Source organism: Rossellomorea sp. LJF3 (assembly GCF_037046045.1).
Classification (GTDB): Bacteria; Bacillota; Bacilli; order Bacillales; family Bacillaceae_B; genus Rossellomorea.
Window position 1 is genome coordinate 123,737 of record NZ_JBANLY010000009.1, and the last position, 20,871, is coordinate 144,607.

A 20,871-nucleotide genomic window follows, 5' to 3' on the forward strand; every position below is an offset into this window, starting at 1 on the left:
TCACAAATTACAAAGGGATCTGATATACCCCTATCATAACAATTTCAAACCCTATCTTTCAATCAAAATAACCTATTCTCATGAAGTAAGGCTTCTTTGTATTGTTTCAGCAAATCTTCCACTGCCTGGGAAGTCGTAAACTCCCCTTCTTTCACCCGGCCTTCCATAGTAGGGAGGGATGCCTTGATGGTTTTATGAAAGAAAAAGTCCGATAGTATCCTTTCTTTCAGCATCGTATGGAACCATTCCTGCTTTTGGAGAAGCCTTCTTTCTTTAAATACACCCTGTTCTTTTGTCTGCTCTTCGAATTGTCGAACCACATCCCATAGTTCCTTCAATCCCTCATTCTTAAGCGCCGAACAGGTATAAGCCTTTGAACTCCAGCCTTTTGTGGCAGGAACGAGAAAGTGGAGGATTTGATTGAGCTCCCTCCTCGTTTTCTCGGCGAGTGGCTTATTCTCTCCATCGGCTTTATTTACGAGCAGCACGTCGGCAAGCTCCATGATCCCTTTTTTCATTCCCTGAAGCTCATCTCCTGCTCCGGTGATGACGAGGAGCAGGAAGAAATCGACCATTTGTCTGACCATGACTTCGCTCTGACCGACGCCTACGGTCTCTATAATGATGAGGTCATACCCTGCCGCTTCGCATAAAAGGAGGGTCTCATTCGTTTTCCTGTGGACCCCGCCCAACGTCCCCGTCGTTGGGGAGGGCCTGACAAAGGCACGTGGATTCTTCGACAACTGCTCCATCCTTGTTTTATCGCCTAAAATACTGCCACCTGAAATGGAGGAACTCGGGTCGATGGCAAGGACGGCTACACGCAGACCCTCTTCACATAACATTTCCCCGAATTGTTCGATAAACGTACTTTTCCCTGCTCCCGGCACACCCGTGATCCCGATCCGGAAACTATTACCGGTATGGGGGAGAAGTTCCTGCAGCAGCTCCTGTCCCAACGCATAATGCTCTTCTGCATTGCTCTCGATCAACGTGATGGCTTTCGCTAAGTGACTCCGGTCCCCGTTCAGGACCCCGGCCTTTAAGTCACTGATCGAAACAGGATCTTTTTTCTTTTTCACAAACCGCTTCTTTCGTTCCGGCTGATACTCCGTCATTATTCAGCCACTTCCTCATAGCCGAGCACTTCATAAATTTCTTTGATCACTTTTTGTGCGGCTACAGGTATGATCGTTCCAGGGCCAAAGACGGCAGATGCCCCGTTGGATAGAAGGAAGTCATAGTCACCCGCTGGAATCACCCCGCCAATGACGACAAGGATGTCTTCCCTTCCCAGTTTCTTCAGTTCCGCCACTAGTTGAGGCAGAAGCGTTTTATGACCGGCAGCCAATGAACTGACACCAATGACATGTACATCATTTTCAACGGCCTGCAGAGCCGTCTCTTCAGGGGTCTGGAACAACGGTCCGATATCCACATCGAATCCAAGATCGGCAAATGCCGTACTGATCACTTTCGCCCCCCTGTCATGACCGTCCTGCCCCATCTTGGCGATGAGAATTCGAGGTCTTCTTCCTTCATTCTCCAAAAATTCTTCCGTCATCTCTTTCACGATATTGATTTCCTGTTCATTTGAAAAATTCGAGCTGTACACCCCGCTTATACTCCGGATCGTCGCTTTATGCCTTCCCGATACTTTTTCAATCGCATCGGAGATTTCCCCTAAAGTGGCACGTGCCCTTGCAGCATCGACGGCTTTTTCAAGAAGGTTCCCTTCTCCTGTCTTTGCCGTTCGCGTCAAAGCTTCCAGGGTGTTAACCACTTTCTCTTCATTTCGTTCTGCCTTCAATTTTTGGATCCGTTCAATTTGCTTCTGTCTGACCACGGTATTGTCAATGTCCAGTGTTTCAATCGGATCTTCCTTATCCAGACGGTATTTATTCACCCCGATGATGGACTCGTCCCCTGAATCGATCATCGCCTGCCTTCTTGCAGCGGCTTCCTCGATGCGCATCTTCGGCAGGCCTGTTTCGATTGCTTTCGTCATGCCTCCGAGCTCTTCGATTTCTTCAATATGCTCCCATGCCTTTTCCATCAGCTGATGAGTCAGTGTCTCGACATAGTGGGAACCTGCCCATGGGTCGATCACTTTCGTTATGCCCGTTTCTTCTTGAAGATACAGCTGGGTATTGCGGGCGATACGCGCCGAAAAGTCTGTCGGGAGTGCGATCGCTTCGTCAAGGGCATTGGTATGGAGCGACTGCGTATGGCCCATCGCAGCTGCATGGGCTTCGAGTAACGTACGGATGACATTATTATAAGGATCCTGCTCCGTCAAGCTCCATCCGGATGTTTGGGAATGGGTCCTGAGCGCCATCGATTTTGGATTCCGTGGGTTAAATGTTTTCATCATTTTCGCCCAGATCCTCCTCGCCGCCCTCATCTTGGCCACTTCCATGAAATAATTCATGCCGATCGCCCAGAAGAATGACAGCCTCGGTGCGAAGGAATCGATATCAATCCCTGCCTGGAGGCCGGTCCTGACATACTCGAGACCGTCCGCCAGGGTATAGGCAAGCTCGATATCAGCAGGTGCCCCGGCTTCCTGCATATGATACCCGGAAATACTGATACTGTTGAATTTCGGCATGTGTTTGGAAGTATACTCGAAGATATCCGCAATGATGTTCATGGATGTTTCAGGTGGATAGATGTACGTATTCCTCACCATGTATTCCTTTAAGATATCGTTCTGTATCGTACCGGAGAGCTTCTCCTTCGATACACCCTGCTCCTCTGCCGTCACGATATAAAAAGCAAGGATGGGCAGAACAGCCCCGTTCATTGTCATGGACACGGACATCTGATCAAGGGGAATCCCGTCGAACAATATCTTCATATCCAGGATGGAATCGATGGCGACGCCTGCTTTTCCGACGTCCCCTACAACCCTTGGGTGATCCGAGTCATACCCGCGGTGAGTCGCCAAATCAAATGCCACCGACAACCCTTTCTGCCCCATACTTAAGTTTCTTCTATAAAATGCATTGCTTTCTTCAGCGGTAGAAAAACCCGCATACTGCCTGACCGTCCAAGGACGATTCACATACATCGTCGGATAGGGCCCCCTTGTGTACGGGGCGAGGCCCGGTAAATCTTCTCCATGAGAAATATGTTCCGAGTCTATTCTTGTATATAAAGGTTTTATATCGATTTTTTCATTTGTTTCGTATGGAGTGCCGGTAAGGGGAATCTCCCCCGCTGCCTCATTAGTTGAATACGGGTCGATTTGTTGCCAATCAGGCTTCGTCATTGTTTTTCCCCTCCTCCCAGATGGCTAATAGTTCATCCAGTTTTACAAGTATGTTTTGTTTGTTGTAGATGGACCCGTTCAATCCCTTCCGGACCCATTCACTTCTGCTTTCATCAGGAATCCTGCCCGCCAGGTCAATCACAATGGAAGAATCAACGTGATGGACGGCTTCAGTGATCATTGAAAGTTTATCGTGATAATCTTCGTCCTTTCCACACACCACATAGTAGGGATACCGGGTTTCTTCCACGAATTGGAGGATATCTTCCTTGGAGAAGCAATCCGTACTTTGATGCGCCTGAATACCACCCGTCGCTAGAAATCCTTTTACAAAATCGGCACGGGTCTTATATGTTTTCAGTTCACCTAACCCGATCAGGCCGGCCATGGGATTATCTCCGAGTTTCTGTGCCCGCTCTCTTAATCTTTCAAAAGGAAGAGAGAGACGTTCTCCCGCTTCTGGAGAAATCGGAAGGGTCTCTTCCAGATTTGCATAAATGTTCGTCCCGATCATGGAGTTCTTCCGGGTGGCTAAATCCTGTATGCGGGCTTCCCTTACTACTCTTATCTTTTCATCTATCGATCCATTAGCGAGGAGGGCAAGGATCCCCCCCTCTTTATCCACCTGCTGGAATTCCTTCCATGCACGCTTTCCTACTTCATCTGAAAGCCATTCCACGTAATAAGAACCGCCGCCTGGGTCCAGGACCTTATTCAAATGAGCTTCTTCACCCAGGATAAGTTGAGTGTTTCGGGCAATCCTTTCAGCGAGGGGAGTCACATCACCGCTAACCTCATTGAACGGGGCCACGACAAGATAATCGACCCCTGCAAGGATCGCAGAGAATGCTTCCCCGCCCCCACGGAGAATGTTGACATGAACATCGAGGGCCGACTTGTTGAATCGGGAGGTCTCTGCACTGATGCTGATGAATTTTACCAGTGTTTGTTCACTCAAGCCGTAAGTGGTCAATACGGCCTGCCACAATTTCTTGAATGCCCTGATTTTAGCAATCTCCATAAAGAAATGACTGCCTATTGAAAAATGGAAATGTAGGGTCTCGGCAGCCTTCTCGATTTCCCATCCTCTATCCTGAACAGCCTCCAAATAAGCGACACCTTCACTCAGTGCATAAGCAAGCTCCTGTATCGCACTTGCTCCTTTGTTATGGTAGGGAGCTGAGTTTACAATCAGGCTTTTAATCCCTGTAAGCTCCATACCCGAGCCTTCGACATCATTCAGCCATCGTTCCAATCTGCTTTCATCGGACCATTCTTCCTCTGAGATCGGATCGTAACCGATAACCCCTGTCATCCCCTTTCTCTCGGGGAGATCCTTCTTTCCATGCAGGGCCATGGACGTAGCCTTATCAATCGAAAAAATAGGAGCATCAAACTCTCCAAAGTCGTTCATGAATGAGGCCAGGTCCTCTGCTTTATCCAAGTCCCCAATGAAAAACGACAGACAGTTTTGCCCCCGGGACAACGCATCCCTCACGGCTTCTGAAAGTTCTCCCCAGGATTTTCTTTTGATGGGTTGGGCAATGTACCATTTATGAGTGCGTTCCAATTTGTGATCAATATTCGGGATATAATCCTTCACCCTATCACGTCGAGGTGCGTCCTCCGCTACAAATAATGGTTTAAGATCAATATTTTCATATGTGCTTGTATGTAAGGAACTTATTCCCTTCCCCTTTAACGCTTTTTCAGCCGCTTCCTCCCATTGTGACAGTGTATGACGACTGAATGATTGGCTTTTCATATCACTAAGCTTCATAATACCCCTCTTCCGTAAACTATTCTTGTAATCGTTTACATAATTTTTCACTAAGATTCTTCTAAATAAGCAAGTATCCCCTTTGAAAATTCAAAATGTTTATACTAATACTATTTTAGTATATAAAACTCCTTTCATCAATCTCTCAGGAAAATGAGTATAAAAAAGAAGAAGAGTTGGACGTCCCAACTCTTCTCCCCATTATGCTTATTTTTTTGAATTGATATACAATTTACCTTCAGCACGCTGAGTCGTGACATTTCCATAATCATCGGAAACTTTCACTTCAATCACGGCTCCCGGCGCCTTCACATTGGAAGTAGCCGTATAGTAACCTTCATAATGACCTTCTGATGTTTCCATCATTGGAAGTTCAGTGGCGTTTGTGACTTGTGAGCGTGCATTTGTCAAAGGCATTTGAATGACAAATGTCGCGTCCAATCCAGGCTCACTGTCAAATTCGATCCTAACGGATTCGCCTTTCTTCAGTTCTTTATCTTCTGCAGGAAGAAGATTCTCAATCTCAATGTCACCAAACTTCGCTAGTACCGTCACTTTTTGCTTCTTTTTGTTCCCTGCTTTATCTTTCGCGACCACCTGAATGACATTTTCCCCTTCATTCAGTAGAATTCGATGACTGAACTCGCCGTCTTTGACAGAAGCTTTTTCACCATTCACCTTCACCCATGCAAGATTTTCATCTGCGATGGTTCCTTTAACCGTGATCGCTTCACGATTTGTTTTCATGTCATTCTCCGGTGAGGTGATGGCAAGTTCCGGCTTCACTTGATCAAGTGTTACCGTCACAGAATCCGATGGACCCGTCATGCCCTGTTCCGTCGCTGCCTTGGCGGTTAATACATTCTCACCTTCATGCAGGGAAACATCGGCAGAGAATGTTCCATCCTCACCTGTGTCGGCTGTCGCTACTTCCTCTTCTCCATTAAAGAGATGAACGGTCGTAGTCGGGGCAGAAGTCCCTTCAACCGTAACGGAATCTTTATTGGTAAATGATCCATCCTTCGGTGAAGTGAAGACCGGTGCCGTCACCTCATAATTTACGGTTGCACGGATCATGTAGTTCCCCTCGTCTTCCGGTGCCTGTGACCAGGCTCCACCGACGAACTGCCAGCTCCTTGCGGCATATTCTCCATCTTCATCTGTCCCAAGTCCAGGCGCATTCGGATTTGGTGCAGACTGGATGTACACCATATAGAAGTCTCCTTCGACCATGATGCCGTGCTCACTGAGATCCACATGCGTCCATTCACCGTTACGCAATGCGGTACCATCGAATGGACCGGCGATTTTCTTACCAGGTGCCCCGTCAGGTCCAGTTGCATCATATACGGCAACCTGGAATTCAGTCCCTCCTGGTACAGGCCATTCAGTATCCCAGAACCGGAATAGTCCGCCTGTCACAAGTGCCGTATCATTTCCTTCTTCAAGGGACATCTTGACGGCCCAGCCGTTTCCAGCATCATAGAATGCACGTGCATTTTCTGCTGTTCCATCATCGTACCCGATCTCACCAGGATACCCGATGAATGGTTCCAAGGATACATCGGCGGTTGTGACTTCCCCGCCTTCAACGGTGACGCTCGTTTCCTTACTATAATAGTAAGGCGCAACCACTTTCAGGGTGTAATCCCCTTCGTATGCTTCTAATTCATATTCTCCATTGGCATTTGTTACAACCGGCTCTACTACTGCATCTTCAAGAACAAAGACCGTTGCTCCTTCAACCGGTTCTCCCGTTACTTCGTTCGTGACGGTTCCGGTGATATTCCCTTGAGGGATTTCTTCAAGGGTGAAGTTGGCAGTCGATGTTTGATCGGCTTCAATCGTCACACTTTGTGTTTCGGATCTATAACCGTATGTGGATGCCTGCAATGTGAATTCACCTGCTGCATGAGTCATTTCATACGATCCATTCGCAGGATTTGTATAAACGGAACGGCCCGTTTCCAATACACTTACCTCTGCTTGTAGCGGAAGAAGGACAGGGGCCGGACCTGATTGATCCGTCTTATCATCTTTCTTCACGTCATTTTTCAATGTAATCTTAGATGGGTTCACACTTGGCTTTTTCGAGACAGAGGATGATTTTTCATCCTTCGATTTCAAACCAAGATTCATTTTCTTGGCTGGAAGATTTGATTCTGAGGTAAGCTTCACATCATCAAGGTACCAGCCTTGTTTTGTCACACTTCCATCGGATGTAACGTTGAATGCAATGTATATACGCTGACCTGCATACTGACTCAGATCCACTTCGCCGTCAACCCATCCGTCGGTATTTCCATTCACTCGCAGTGCCTGTGTCCACTCTTCACCATCAGTGGAAACAAACACATGGCCGTAATCATAGTTGCGTTCCAGTTCATGCCACTGTTTAAATTGTAGGAAGCTCTCTCCATCCGGTAAATCGACCGGAGGCATCTGAAGTGACATATTCGAGCTGTTGTCATATGTTCCGTCTAAGTTGGTGGCATATACTTTTTCTCCTGAAGAAGCATTTCCCGGACCACTCGCCGGTACGCCCCACTCCCAGCTGTTCCCTGGACCGTAGGATGTCCAACCGGTCGGATCTGCTTCAAAGTCTTGCTCATACCCTACTGTGATACCCGGTAACAGATTTACAGTATACGTATCAGATTCGACTTCATTTCCACCGAAGTCCATTGCAACCCACTTGTACGTGACCTGGTCTCCTGTCAGGTCCTCACCCGGGATGATCGCCTCATACGTTCCTGATGTGTAGTCGCCTGATGTTCTGCTGGCTTCAACTTCTACCCATTCCCCGTCCTGATTTTGATAATTCAGGGTTACATTCGTCACACTGACATTATCACTTGCTTCTGCTTGTAATGGCAGATTCATTTCTTTAAATGCTTCTTGTGGTGCGTCATGACTGATGATAGGAGCTTCCGTGTCATCACCTTCTTTTGAAACCTGTCCTTTTGCTTTACCGATTCCGCTCATAACGGATGATACTGCATCAAACGCATTGACCAAGCCGTGTCCATACCCGTTATTTGGAGATTCCGGGAATGTTCCGTCTGTTAACGGAACAGCGGTCGACATAAGGATTTCTTCGATTTCATCCACTGTTAAGCTTGCATCCACTTGTCGTAACAGGGCAGCGACTGCCGTTACGTGTGGACCAGCCATCGATGTTCCATTCCAGCCTCCTTCATAATTGCCACCTGGAACGGAAGAGCGGATATTTACTCCCGGTGCGGCAATCTCAGGCTTGATTTCCTCATAAGGAGAAGGCCCCTGTAATGAGAAGCTTCCCAATTGATCGTTGATATCCGTTGCACCGGTTGCGAATGCCTCAGGGTAGTTTGCCGGATTCGCAATCGATCCTGGTCCTCCCGGATTGAATAGTGTTGTATTTCCTGCAGAAAACTCAGGGAATATTTCTGCCGCTCTCCACGCACTTACCATATCCCGGTACCATTCATCGAGTCCGGCTCCGCCACCCCAAGAGTTATTGACTACATCTGGAGCCATTTCAGGATGTGGATTTCCTTCAGCATCTTTAGGTGCCAGAATCCATTCTCCCGCTTCCAGTAAGTCTACATCGGTTCCACCATCGGCCGTGAACGCTTTGACCGCGATCCACTTGGCACCCGGCGCTACACCGATTTGATTGCTGCCGTCGGGCTCAGAACCGACCATTGTACCCACAGTGTGTGTTCCATGACCCTGATCGTCATATGGCGCACTCTGTCCTGCAGTTGCATCAAACCAGTTGAATTCGTTGTCCGGTGAATCAGGATTCTGAGGGTCATACCCCCTATATTTTTCTTTTAATGCCGGATGATCCCACTGTACCCCGGTGTCAATGGAGGCGATGACGGTTCCTGCCCCATCGATCCCCATTTCCCAGACCGCCGGTGCTCCTACCCGATCGATATTCCACTCGATCGATGCAGGAGTTTTTGGGGCTTCTTTATCCAACACTGCGGATGAAGAAGCTTTTGCCTTTGCCGGCTGGATAATTTGTCTCGTTTCATTCGGCAGGATTTTTTCCACTTCAGCAAAGGTTGAAATCTTCTCCATGACTTTCTTCGTACTTGTAACGGCCATTCCGTTTACAACATAGAAGTCTTTGATTTCCTTTACTGCACCTGACTTCTTCTCTTTCGCTAAGTATTTCTTTACTTCTGCCTGAGATTCAAGGGCTTTAGCGCGAAGCTCTGAGACGACCATATTCCGTTTTAATAATTTCTTATTATTAGCAGACAGTTTCTGCTTTTTCGCTGTTTCAGCCGCCTTTTTAGATACAGCTTCCGTATCTACCTGGTCCTTGAATTTCACTAAGTATGTGACCTGTTCCTTTTTCTTAAATTGTTCCTGTAATGTTGTTGTGATTTTTGATTGTGGACTTACTTTTGCCGACTCATTGGCTGATGTGGATGGCTTTTCTTTCGACAGAGCCGCTTGTGAGGTATTTGCCGCCCCTGCATTGAATGGAAACATCAAGGGGACAAACATGACTAAGGTGAGTACAATGGATAACCATCTTGCCTTACGTTTTCTTCCTGACATCTAATTCCCTCCCAGTCTTTTTATAAATCCAACCGATCCACCTGTCACCTCCTACGAACACCAACCTTGGAAAATAGTAGGTGTTAAACCAAAGATAACCAAGTTTATATGTAAAATGTTGTAAGTTGCTGTCGAAATAAATCTGAAAATTCAGTAATTGATTGAAAAGTCACGAATCCCGATTTTTTCATAAGGATAAAGTCACTCTTATAATATAACTTCAAGAATATTCCAGGATAATCTTCAGATTTAGTAGGTTGAAAGTGGAGGTTATGCCTCTTTTAATAAGTGAAGGAAAGAAAAAATGAGCGAGAAGTTTCATAGGGAGAATTCCCGGGATGAGGAATCGGAATTATGACCCAGGTAGTGACCTATGACGATCCATTAGAATATTCTTCCAGTAATATTCCGGTTGTTTATCCCGGAATTTCCCTGTTGCGAACCTTTTTTAATAGGTCATTCTATCTAACTGCATAAAAAAATAAGGACCAACCACCCAGGGTCAGTCCTTATCAGAATTAATACACAGATGTATTTTCTTTCGAAGTGTTTTCTAAGATTTCTTTCACGCGCTGAAGGAATCTTCCGCATACCAAACCGTCAAGTACGCGGTGATCAAGTGACATACAGAGATTCACCATATCGCGAACGGCAATCATTCCATTGTTCATGACAACAGGACGTTTCACGATCGATTCTACTTGTAGGATCGCGGCCTGTGGATAATTGATGATACCCATCGATTGTACCGAGCCAAATGACCCTGTATTATTCACCGTAAATGTTCCGCCCTGCATATCCTGGGAGGTCAATTTACCGCTGCGTACTTTTCCTGCAAGCTCGGTGATTTCTCTTGCGATTCCTTTGATTGTTTTTTCGTCAGCGTTCTTGATGACAGGGACATAAAGTGCATCATCCGTAGCTACTGCAATGGAAAGATTGATGTCCTTCTTCTGAACGATTTTGTCCCCAGCCCACATTGAATTGATTTGTGGGTACTCTTTAAGAGCCTGGGCGACAGCTTTCACGAAAAATGCGAAGAATGTCAGATTGAATCCTTCACGCTGTTTGAATTCTGTCTTAAGTGAAGTTCTGTAGTCAACCAGGTTGGTTACATCCACTTCCATCATCGTCCAGGCATGAGGAGCTTCATGTTTACTGCGGACCATGTTGGAGGCAATCGCTTTGCGGATGCCTGAAACCGGGATCTCGATATCACCAGGGACGACAGGAACATTCGCTGCTGCCGGTTTGGCCTGCTGTGCCGGGGCTTCCTCTTTCACAGGCGCCTGCTGTGGAGCAGGTGCGGACGGACTAGGTTCCGGTGCTTCCGCCGCTTTAGGAATAGAACCTGATTCAATGATTTTCTTTAAATCTTTACGGGTGATCCGGCCGCCGTTTCCGGTGCCTTCCACTTGATTCAAATCAATATCGTGCTCTTGGGACAGCTTTAATACGGCTGGAGAATACCTGGCTTTATTTCCGCTATCTCTTGTTGGAGCCTTAGGCTTAGCAGGAGCCGATCCTTTCGCTTCCTCTTTAGCCTCTTCTTTCGGAGCTTCTTCAGCAGGGGCTGTGCCTCCACCTTCAATCTCGATGGAGCAAATGATTTCCCCGACTTCAAGTGTGTCCCCTTCTTCGGCAATCAATTCTTTAATGGTACCCGAGAAGGAAGATGGTACTTCTGCATTCACTTTATCTGTTTGAACTTCTGCAATTGGATCATATTTATTTACGGTATCACCGGGTGACACCAACCATTTACTAATTGTACCTTCTGTAACACTTTCCCCTAGCTGAGGCATTTTCATATTTTCAATACCCAATGAGGAACCCTCCCTACTGCTTTGGTTTAATTGGTCTGGATGAGATTAAAATTCTGCAAGTTCTCGCATTGCTTTTTCTACTTTGTCCGGATTGATCATAAAGTATTTTTCCATTGTCGGTGCATACGGCATAGCAGGAACGTCTGGACCTGCAAGGCGTTTTACCGGGGCATCAAGCTCGAACAAGCAATTTTCAGCGATGATCGCAGAAACTTCACCCATGATGCTTCCTTCTTTATTGTCTTCTGTCACTAGAAGTACTTTACCTGTTTTAGACGCTGCTTCAATGATCGCTTCTTTATCTAATGGATAAATGGTACGCAAATCCAGGATATGTGCTTCAATTCCGTCCTGGGCAAGTTTTTCAGCCGCTTGAAGGGCAAAGTGGACACATAAGCCGTAAGTGATGACTGTGATGTCTTCTCCTTCACGCTTCACGTCGGCTTTTCCGATCGGAAGCGTATAATCATCCTCAGGCACTTCACCTTTGATCAGACGATAAGCTCGTTTATGCTCGAAGAATAACACCGGATCTTCGTCACGGATGGCCGCTTTCAATAAGCCTTTCACATCATATGGAGTCGAAGGCATCACGATTTTCAATCCGGGTTGGTTGGCAAAGACGGCTTCAACGGATTGCGAGTGATAAAGTGCTCCGTGCACTCCACCGCCGTAAGGAGCACGAATGACCATCGGACAGCTCCAGTCATTATTTGAACGGTAGCGGATGCGTGCCGCTTCAGAAATGATCTGGTTTACGGCAGGCATGATAAAATCAGCAAACTGCATTTCTGCGATCGGTCTCATACCATACATGGCAGCTCCGATCCCAACCCCTGCAATGGCTGATTCCGCAAGTGGTGTATCAATGACACGGTCCTCACCAAATTGGTCATACAGGCCGTGAGTCGCTTTGAATACTCCACCTTTTTTCCCTACGTCTTCACCAAGAACGAAAACTTTCTCATCACGTTCCATTTCTTCTCTTATTGCCATGGTTACGGCATCAATGTATGAAATTACTGGCATGATTGAATTCCCCCTTACTTCTCTTCTGCGTATACGTACTTCATCGCTGATTCTGCCTCAGCATATGGAGCGTTTTCTGCATAATCCGTTGCCTCGTTTACAAGCTTCATAATACGATCATTGATTTCCTTCTCAATGTCATCATTCATGACGCCTGTCTCTTTCAGATAAGCCCCAAATGTGATGATCGGATCGTTCGTTTTCGCTTTTGCCACTTCATCCGGTGAGCGGTAGCTTCTGTCATCATCATCAGAGGAGTGGGGAGTCAAACGATAAGAAACCGTCTCGACAAGCGTTGGTCCTTCTCCGCGACGTCCACGATCAGCAGCTTCCTTCACAGCTTTGTATACTTCGATCGGATCATTTCCATCGACTGTGATTCCAGGCATTCCGTACCCGATGGCGCGGTCTGATACTTTCTCACAGGCCAATTGCTTTTCAATCGGAACCGAGATCGCATATTTATTGTTTTCACACATGAAAATAACAGGAAGTTTATGTACACCTGCAAAGTTTGCCCCTTCATGGAAATCTCCCTGGTTGGAAGACCCTTCTCCGAACGTAACAAACGTCACAACATCTTTCTTCTCCATTTTGCCTGCAAGAGCGATACCAACGGCATGTGGCACTTGAGTCGTGACAGGAGATGAACCCGTTACGATATTATTTTTCTTTTGTCCAAAGTGACCAGGCATTTGACGACCGCCTGAGTTTGGATCTTCTGCTTTTGCAAAACCTGATAGCATCAATTCCTGGGCCGTCATCCCGAAAGTCAATACAACACCCATGTCACGGTAATACGGCAGTACATAATCCTTTTCACGATCCAGGGCGAATGCGGCACCAACTTGAGCCGCTTCCTGACCCTGACATGAAATAACAAATGGGATTTTACCAGAACGGTTCAGTAACCACATACGCTCATCGATTTTTCTGGCAAGCAGCATAGTTTCATACATTTCTAATACTTTCTCATTGGAAAGTCCTAACGCCTCATGACGATTCTCAGCCATTTTATTTACCTCCTACACAATCTAATGATTGGGAAGGCAGAGAAGATCTCTACCTTTCCTGATTTTTCTTATTATGAGTGAATTGCCTTTCCATCTACGGCAAGTGCGGCTTCACCGATTGCTTCCGACAGGGAAGGGTGAGGGTGGATGGTGTGCGCGATTTCCCACGGTGTTGCATCCAATACCTTAGCAAGTCCCGCTTCTGAAATCATGTCGGTTACATGTGGACCAATCATATGCACGCCAAGAATGTCCTCTGTATCTTTGTCTGCAATGATCTTCACAAAACCGTCCGATTCCCCGTATACAAGTGCTTTTCCAATCGCTCTGAAGCTGAATTTACCGACCTTCAAATTGTATCCCTTTTCTTTCGCTTCCTGCTCCGTGATCCCTACGCTCGCAATTTCAGGATTACTGTAGATGCATTTTGAAATCAGGGAATAGTCAATTGGATGAGGGTTCTCATTCGCCATATGTTCCACTGCCGTGATTCCTTCGTGAGAAGCAACATGAGCTAATTGAAGTCCACCGATGACATCCCCTATCGCGTAAATATGGGATTCTTTCGTTTGGAAGTAATCATTTACCTCTATAAAGCCCTTTTCCACCTTAATATCTGTGTTCTCTAAGCCAATGCCTTCAACGTTCGCTTGTCTGCCTACAGATACAAGGATCTTTTCTGCTGTAAAGGATTTTTCTTCTCCTTTATGCTCCGCGTTTATTGTCACTTCTCCGTCCCCTTTATTTAAGGATTCAGGAAGCACCTTTGCACCTGTCACGATTTTAACGCCCTTTTTCTTCATGAGGCGCTGCATTTCTTTTGAGATTTCATGATCTTCCGTCGGTACAATCTTATCAGCGTATTCCACAACAGTTACATCGACATCAAAATCAGAAAGCATGGAAGCCCATTCGATTCCGATGACACCGCCACCAACGATGATGATTGATTTCGGAAGCGCTTCGAGTGAAAGCGCTTCATCAGAAGACAAAACATATTCACCATCAATTTCAAGTCCAGGCAGTGAACGTGGCCTTGAGCCTGTTGCGACAATGACATTTTTGGGAATCAGCATCGCGTTATCTTCCCCGTTGTTCATTTCCACGGAAATCGTTCCGGGCATGGGAGAGAATATGGAAGGTCCGAGAATCCGTCCGAGGCCTTCAAAAACATCGATCTTACCCTGTTTCATCAGATGTTGAACACCTTTATGCAGTTGTTCAACGATTCCCTCTTTTCTTTCCTGGACCTTAGGGAAGTCAAGTTCCACTCCATTGATTTTCACACCGAAATTTTCACTGTGTTTCGCTGTCGCATAAACTTCAGCACTCCTAAGAAGGGCTTTACTAGGAATACATCCCTTGTGAAGGCATGTGCCTCCAAGCTTTCCTTTTTCAACGATTGCTGTTTTTAACCCAAGTTGAGAAGCACGGATGGCAGCAACATAACCACCTGTACCTCCCCCGAGAATGACTAAATCATATTCTTCTGCCAATCTTAAGTCCCCCTTCTCTCTTATACTCTTGCTTCTTTTTTTACATTTCCCGGGTATACTTTATAGTCTTCTTCATTCCGTAAGACTCTTAAAGCCCCTTCAGCAAGAGCTTGCAGTTCATTTTCTCCTGGTTGAATAACGACATCTGCTATCCAGTTGATTCGTTCACTTATCGCTTTCACAAAATCCTTGCCGTACGCAAGTCCTCCTGTTAACACGATGGCATCGACTTTACCATTCAGGACCGCACTTGCCGATCCGATTTCTTTCGCAATTTGATACGCCATGGCATCATAGACGGCTTTGGCTTTTTCGTCGCCATTTTCTATCATTTTTTCTACCTTTACGGCATCATTTGTATCAAGATAACCGACCAGGCCTCCCTGACCGACAAGTTTCTTCATGATTTCATCACGGTAATAGTCTCCTGAGAAGCAAAGGTCAACCAGATCGCCTGCCGGAACGGTTCCTGCTCTTTCAGGACTGAATGGCCCGTCGCCGTGGAGACCATTATTCACATCAACGACTTTCCCATTTCGGTGGGCACCTACAGTGATACCTCCACCCATATGGGTGATGATCAGATTAAGGTCTTCATATTTCTTCCCGATTTGTTTCGCCACTCTTCTTGCCACCGCTTTCTGATTCAACGCATGGAAAATACTCTTTCTTTCAATGAGTGAGAATCCAGAAACCCGGGCAAGGGGCTGCAGCTCGTCCACGACAACGGGATCGACGATATAAGATGGAATATTTAATCCCGAGGCTATTTCAAATGCCAGGATGCCCCCAAGGTTAGACGCATGCTGGCCAGAGAATCCTTCTTTCAGATCCTTCAGCATGTCATCATTCACTAAATAGGTGCCACCTTCTATCGGTCTTAGAAGTCCCCCGCGACCGCATACGGCACTCAGCTTTGAAATATTGATCCCCTCTTCATCCAATGTCTGAAGAATGGTGTTCTTCCTGAATTCATATTGATCGATAATCGTTGCAAATTCATTAATCTTTTCTGAATCATGACGGATCGTCTTTTCAAATATGGAGCGATCATCGTCAAAGACACCAATTTTGGTGGATGTCGATCCAGGATTAATGACAAGTATTCGATGTTTGTTTTCCAGCACTGTTGTTACCTCCATTTGGGCAGCTGTATTGTAATGTTTGCATGAAAGAATTTCCCCCTATGATAGATAACCCCTTACTCTGTTCGATGTTCCCCTAAACCGGGAAGAAACGCTTCACTTTTTCACAAAGTAAAGCGTTCTTTCTTCTATTTATCCACGTCTGCTAAGAATGTGGTGTCCATTCTGCAGGAACTGACTTCTTGAACGGTGCATTTTTTCGATGCGCTCTTCTGCCATACGGTCTGCAGCCACGTACGTTGGGACGTTATCACGCTTCGCGATTTCGATGACGCGTTCTACGTTGTTGTAAACCTGCTCCACTTTCTTCATGGCTCTTTCGCTGTTGTAGCCGTATAATTCATCTGCGACGTTGATGACTCCACCTGCATTGATGACATAGTCAGGTGCATAAACGATACCCATTTCATGGATAGCATCACCGTGACGTGTTTCCTTCAACTGGTTATTTGCAGCTCCTGCAATGACTTTCGCCTTAAGTTGTGGAATCGTTTCATCATTGATGATCGCACCCAGTGCACATGGTGCAAAGATGTCACAATCCACTCCGTAGATATCGTTGATGTCCACTGCTTTCGCACCAAATTCATCAACGGCACGTTGAACGGCTTCTTTGTTGATATCAGTCACGATCAGGTTTGCTCCTTCCTCGTGAAGGTGGCGGCACATGTTGTACGCGACATTACCGACTCCTTGGACGGCAATTGTTTTCCCTTCCAGTGAATCTGTACCGAAAGCTTCTTTTGCCGCTGCTTTGATTCCTCGGTATACTCCATAAGCAGTTACAGGAGACGGGTTACCTGAAGAACCGAAAGCTGGTGAAATCCCTGTTACATAATCTGTTTCTTCGTGGATCAAGTCCATATCGGCAACCGTCGTACCAACATCTTCCGCAGTAATATAGCGTCCATTTAAACCTTGGATATAACGACCGAAGGCACGGAACATTTCTTCGTTCTTATCTTTACGGGGGTCACCGATGATAACCGTCTTCCCTCCACCAAGATTCAGACCGGCAGCTGCATTCTTATAGGTCATCCCCTTTGCAAGGCGCAGTGCATCTTCAATTGCCGCTTCTTCCGATTCATACGTCCACATACGGGTACCGCCAAGGGCAGGTCCAAGTGTTGTATCATGAATGGCGATGATTGCTTTTAATCCTGAAGCTTCGTCTTGACAGAATACCAATTGCTCATAGTCATATTGTTCCATATAGCTGAAGATTTTCATTATTATTTCCCCCTGTAGGTTTATATTTTTAGGAATTGATGATTATTTATTAGAAGCAGAGCATATAGCCAGTGCCAATGAATATAATTTACTTTCTGCACTGTCTGCTCTGGATGTTAATACGATTGGTGCTTTAGCTCCTGCTATAACAGCCCCTACTTTCGCCTTGGCAAAGTAGATCAAGGACTTGTATAGGGCATTTCCTGTCTCGATAGTTGGTACGAGCAGGATATCCGCTTGTCCCGCAACCTCACTTTCGATTCCTTTATGTTCGGCTGCATGATGGGAAACAGCATTATCAAGGGCTAACGGACCATCGACCGTACAATCCCGGATCTGCCCCCTTTGATTCATCATGGTAAGTGAAGCGGCATCGACTGTAGCCGGCATCGCCGGATTCACCACTTCCACTGCGGCAATTGGCGCTACTTTCGGCATATCCACACCGATCGACCGGGCAATCCCGACGGCATTTTCTATAATTTGCGCTTTTTGCTGCAGGTCAGGAGAGATATTCATCGCTGCATCCGTAATGAACGTAAGCCTATCGAACCCGGCCACCTCAAATGCTGCAACATGCGACAGGACATTGCCTGTACGAAGTCCCCATTCTTTATTCAGGACTGCCTTCAAGATGACAGCGGTAGGGACATTTCCCTTCATAAGAGTACCTGCCTCATTTTCCTTTACTGCCTTCACGGCAAGCTCCGCTGCTTTTTGAGGCGAGAAGGCATGCTTGATTTTAATACTGCTGTGAGATATCAGCTGTGGGGCAACCTCATCCAATATGGAGATTATTTCTTCTTTATCCCCGAACAGTAAAAAGTCAGCCATCTTTTTTTCAACCGCCATGGAGACAGCCGTAAGGACTTCTTTATCTTCTGCTGCAGCGACTGCTACAGTGGAGTGTTCAATTCGGGTTGCTTTTTCCACTAAAGATTGTAGATTCATGTATGTCGTTTCAACCCCTTTTTTCTGTTATTGTGTTCCCATTTAACTACATGCAAGAAGTGTGCCAACTTTTAAATCCTGAAAACGCTTTATAAAGTCGAAACCACACATGCAATTTTCTTCACACTCTGCAAATTACTTCATGCTATTTATTTCAATGTTATATTTTTCAATTTTATAATATAAGTTCCTCACTGATACATTCAATGCTTTAGCAGTAGCCGTTTTGTTACCATTATTCTGCTCTAAAACGTTTTGAATTATATTTTTTTCATACTTTTCAACCTGGGTTGCAAGATCTTCATCGACTTGAAACGGAAGTTCTGCTAGGTTGACCATGGGCTTGGCCGTATTTTCTAATTGAGGTAAATGCTTTCCATCAATTTGGACTTCATTGTAGTTCATGAAGATGATGGCTCTTCCCAACACATTTTCAAGCTCCCTTACATTCCCGGGCCAATGATAATTCATCAGCTTGTTCATGGCTGCAGCCGTCACTCCCTCGACGTTTCTTCCGTAATCCTGATTGATCTTCGTAATCAGGGTTTCGGTAATGAGTGGAATATCGGATTTACGCTGCCTTAACGGTGGAATTTGAATCGGCATCCGGTTGAGTCGATAATACAGATCTTCCCTGAAGGATCCGTCGGCTATTCCCTTTTCAAGATTTACGTTCGTAGCGGCAATGACCCTGACATTGATTTGGATCGATTTTGTCCCTCCGACCCTCACGATTTCATTTTCCTGCAGAACCCTCAATAATTTCGCCTGTGTATTCGCACTCAATTCCCCTATTTCATCGAGGAAGATACTCCCATTATTCGCCTCTTCGAACAATCCGCGTTTCCCTCCGCGCTTCGCACCGGAAAAGGCCCCTTCTTCATACCCGAATAATTCGCTTTCCAAAAGGCTTTCCGATAATGCGGCACAGTTGACCCTGAGGAACTTATTGAATTTACGGTCACTCGCATTATGTATGGCGTGGGCAAATAATTCCTTCCCGGTCCCCGATTCTCCACGGAGCAGAACGGTAGCAGGTGTTTTCGCGCCGAGTTTGGCTTGCTCTACGGCGATCATCATTTCCTCTGAATCACCAATGATATCCTCGAACATATACTTCGCTTCAAGGGTTCGGATGATTCTCCTTGCCCGGTCCAATTCCTGGGTGAGAGATTGTATTTCCGACATGTCATGAATGACGCCGACACTCCCCTTAAGCTTGTTGTTTACGATGATGGGGGCAACATTCACGATGACTTCTTTACGGTTGGGTCCTACCCGCATTCTCGTGCCACGGATCGCTCTCCGTGTTTGCAGTACTTTCAGATGGATACTCTCACCTTCAGAAATATCCGCCGTCGCAGGCTTCCCGATCACTTCCTCCCGGGAAAGTCCCGTGATCCTGGTGTAAGCGGGGTTGATCATAATCCCCTTACCCTCTTCATCGACGACGGAAATCGCATCATCACTGGAATGGATGATGGCTTCGAGCATCGTCTGGATCTCTTTGAGGTTGGTTATTTCTTCTGCCAGATTCACCACTTCTGTGATATCTTTAAACACCGAAAAGGCACCGATGATTTCATCCTGCTCCGTGATCATCGGAATCCGGTTGGAGATGATCTTCAATCCGTTCCCAAGGATGACTTCCTGATTGATTTCTGTCCGTCTTGTTTCAATGGTTCTGGTCAGCCTGCTCTCAGGTATCACTTCAGATATATGAAGTCCCATCACTTCTTCCTGGTGTTTGCCGATCATTCTCTCTGCACTTTTATTAAACAGCATGACAATGCCTTGATCATCGATTCCGACCATGCCATCATCAGTTGAATTAAAGATAAGGTCCCTTTTAAAGGACTCGCTCGTCAATTGATGGATAAGATCCTCTTTTTCTTCGAGGAGCTTTGAAATAAGGAAAGCCACGCTCCCAGGTATTAGAACTGTATTCTTTCCACGATGATCCCTTATCTGTTCAAACACTTCCTGTTCACCCGTCACCTCGATGACGATGTCCACGGAGTCACTGAGGAATGGTCTCCAATCTGTACCGACAGGGATGCCAAGTTCCTTTGAGAGCTTAATGCCTGAAGCGTTTTCATTTACATCTACAACAGCAATCACTTTCATGACGGAAGCCTCGTGGAGGATTTGCAGGATGGCTGTTCCACCCTTACCACCGCCGACAATTAGGACCTCTTGCAACTTTCTTCACCCCGATACCTGCAATTTTTTTCACATCCATAATGTTACACTACTTTTCGAAACTTGACAATTCTCTGCTTGGAGTTAGAATTTTAGTATGGAAACGAAAAGGAGTTATGCATCTCATGGTCCGTCTTATTGCACTGATTATAATGTTGGTCCCCGGAGCAATCGCGGCTCTCGGGATTAAGTTGATGAGAGATATGCTATTCGGGATCCTGCAGCCTCCGATCCCTTATCTTTGGCTTCAATTCATTATCGGGTTAGTCTTCTTTGTTTGCGGTTTGGGATTCATTGCAGGTTTCGTCCTGCATCGTGATCGAAAACGCAATAAAGTTCAGTCCCGATTCAACAAGAAAGGCTAG

At 46.1% G+C, this 20,871-nt stretch carries 13 protein-coding genes; 1 reads left to right on the forward strand and 12 read right to left on the reverse strand.

Features of this window, described 5'->3' with window-relative positions:
• Positions 1–62 precede the first annotated feature (62 nt).
• The 12 genes from meaB to V8G47_RS11155 form a co-directional block, all read right to left on the reverse strand.
• Entirely contained in the window at positions 63–1,118 is a 1,056-nt protein-coding gene (gene meaB, locus V8G47_RS11100) for a methylmalonyl Co-A mutase-associated GTPase MeaB (RefSeq protein ID WP_336200162.1), read from the reverse strand.
• Positions 1,118–3,274 (reverse strand): methylmalonyl-CoA mutase, encoded by a 2,157-nt coding sequence (scpA, locus tag V8G47_RS11105; RefSeq protein ID WP_336200163.1) that lies wholly within the window; start codon positions 3,272–3,274, stop codon positions 1,118–1,120. Before scpA ends, meaB begins: the two co-directional genes overlap by 1 nt.
• Positions 3,261–5,054: a methylmalonyl-CoA mutase family protein gene (locus V8G47_RS11110; RefSeq protein WP_336200164.1), complete on the reverse strand. Its 1,794-nt coding sequence runs from the start codon at positions 5,052–5,054 to the stop codon at positions 3,261–3,263. Before V8G47_RS11110 ends, scpA begins: the two co-directional genes overlap by 14 nt.
• 207 nt (positions 5,055–5,261) lie before the next feature.
• On the reverse strand, positions 5,262–9,614 hold the full coding sequence (locus tag V8G47_RS11115) for a S8 family serine peptidase (protein ID WP_336200165.1): 4,353 nt from the start codon (positions 9,612–9,614) through the stop codon (positions 5,262–5,264).
• A 518-nt stretch (positions 9,615–10,132) separates the two neighbouring features.
• The gene (locus V8G47_RS11120; RefSeq protein ID WP_336200166.1) at positions 10,133–11,440 is read right to left on the reverse strand and encodes a dihydrolipoamide acetyltransferase family protein; all 1,308 of its coding nucleotides are present in this window, start codon (positions 11,438–11,440) and stop codon (positions 10,133–10,135) included.
• Positions 11,441–11,485: 45 nt separating this feature from the next.
• On the reverse strand, positions 11,486–12,469 hold the full coding sequence (locus tag V8G47_RS11125; RefSeq protein WP_098353637.1) for an alpha-ketoacid dehydrogenase subunit beta: 984 nt from the start codon (positions 12,467–12,469) through the stop codon (positions 11,486–11,488).
• A 14-nt stretch (positions 12,470–12,483) separates the two neighbouring features.
• A complete protein-coding gene (locus V8G47_RS11130) occupies positions 12,484–13,482 on the reverse strand; it encodes a thiamine pyrophosphate-dependent dehydrogenase E1 component subunit alpha (protein ID WP_034758074.1) in 999 nt (332 codons plus the stop codon).
• A gap of 71 nt (positions 13,483–13,553) precedes the next feature.
• Positions 13,554–14,978, reverse strand: a complete 1,425-nt coding sequence (gene lpdA, locus V8G47_RS11135; protein ID WP_336200167.1) for a dihydrolipoyl dehydrogenase — start codon at positions 14,976–14,978, stop codon at positions 13,554–13,556.
• A gap of 20 nt (positions 14,979–14,998) precedes the next feature.
• On the reverse strand, positions 14,999–16,120 hold the full coding sequence (buk, locus tag V8G47_RS11140) for a butyrate kinase (RefSeq protein WP_442970829.1): 1,122 nt from the start codon (positions 16,118–16,120) through the stop codon (positions 14,999–15,001).
• 135 nt (positions 16,121–16,255) lie between these two features.
• On the reverse strand, positions 16,256–17,353 hold the full coding sequence (gene bcd, locus V8G47_RS11145; RefSeq protein WP_034758065.1) for a branched-chain amino acid dehydrogenase: 1,098 nt from the start codon (positions 17,351–17,353) through the stop codon (positions 16,256–16,258).
• Between the two features lie 42 nt (positions 17,354–17,395).
• A complete protein-coding gene (yqiS, locus tag V8G47_RS11150; protein WP_336200168.1) occupies positions 17,396–18,304 on the reverse strand; it encodes a phosphate butyryltransferase in 909 nt (302 codons plus the stop codon).
• 135 nt (positions 18,305–18,439) lie between these two features.
• Positions 18,440–20,506 (reverse strand): sigma 54-interacting transcriptional regulator, encoded by a 2,067-nt coding sequence (locus V8G47_RS11155; RefSeq protein WP_336200169.1) that lies wholly within the window; start codon positions 20,504–20,506, stop codon positions 18,440–18,442.
• A gap of 125 nt (positions 20,507–20,631) precedes the next feature.
• On the opposite strand from V8G47_RS11155, the gene V8G47_RS11160 reads away from it, so the two are divergent.
• Positions 20,632–20,871, forward strand: coding sequence for a DUF2627 domain-containing protein (locus tag V8G47_RS11160; RefSeq protein WP_336200170.1), 240 nt, complete (start codon positions 20,632–20,634; stop codon positions 20,869–20,871).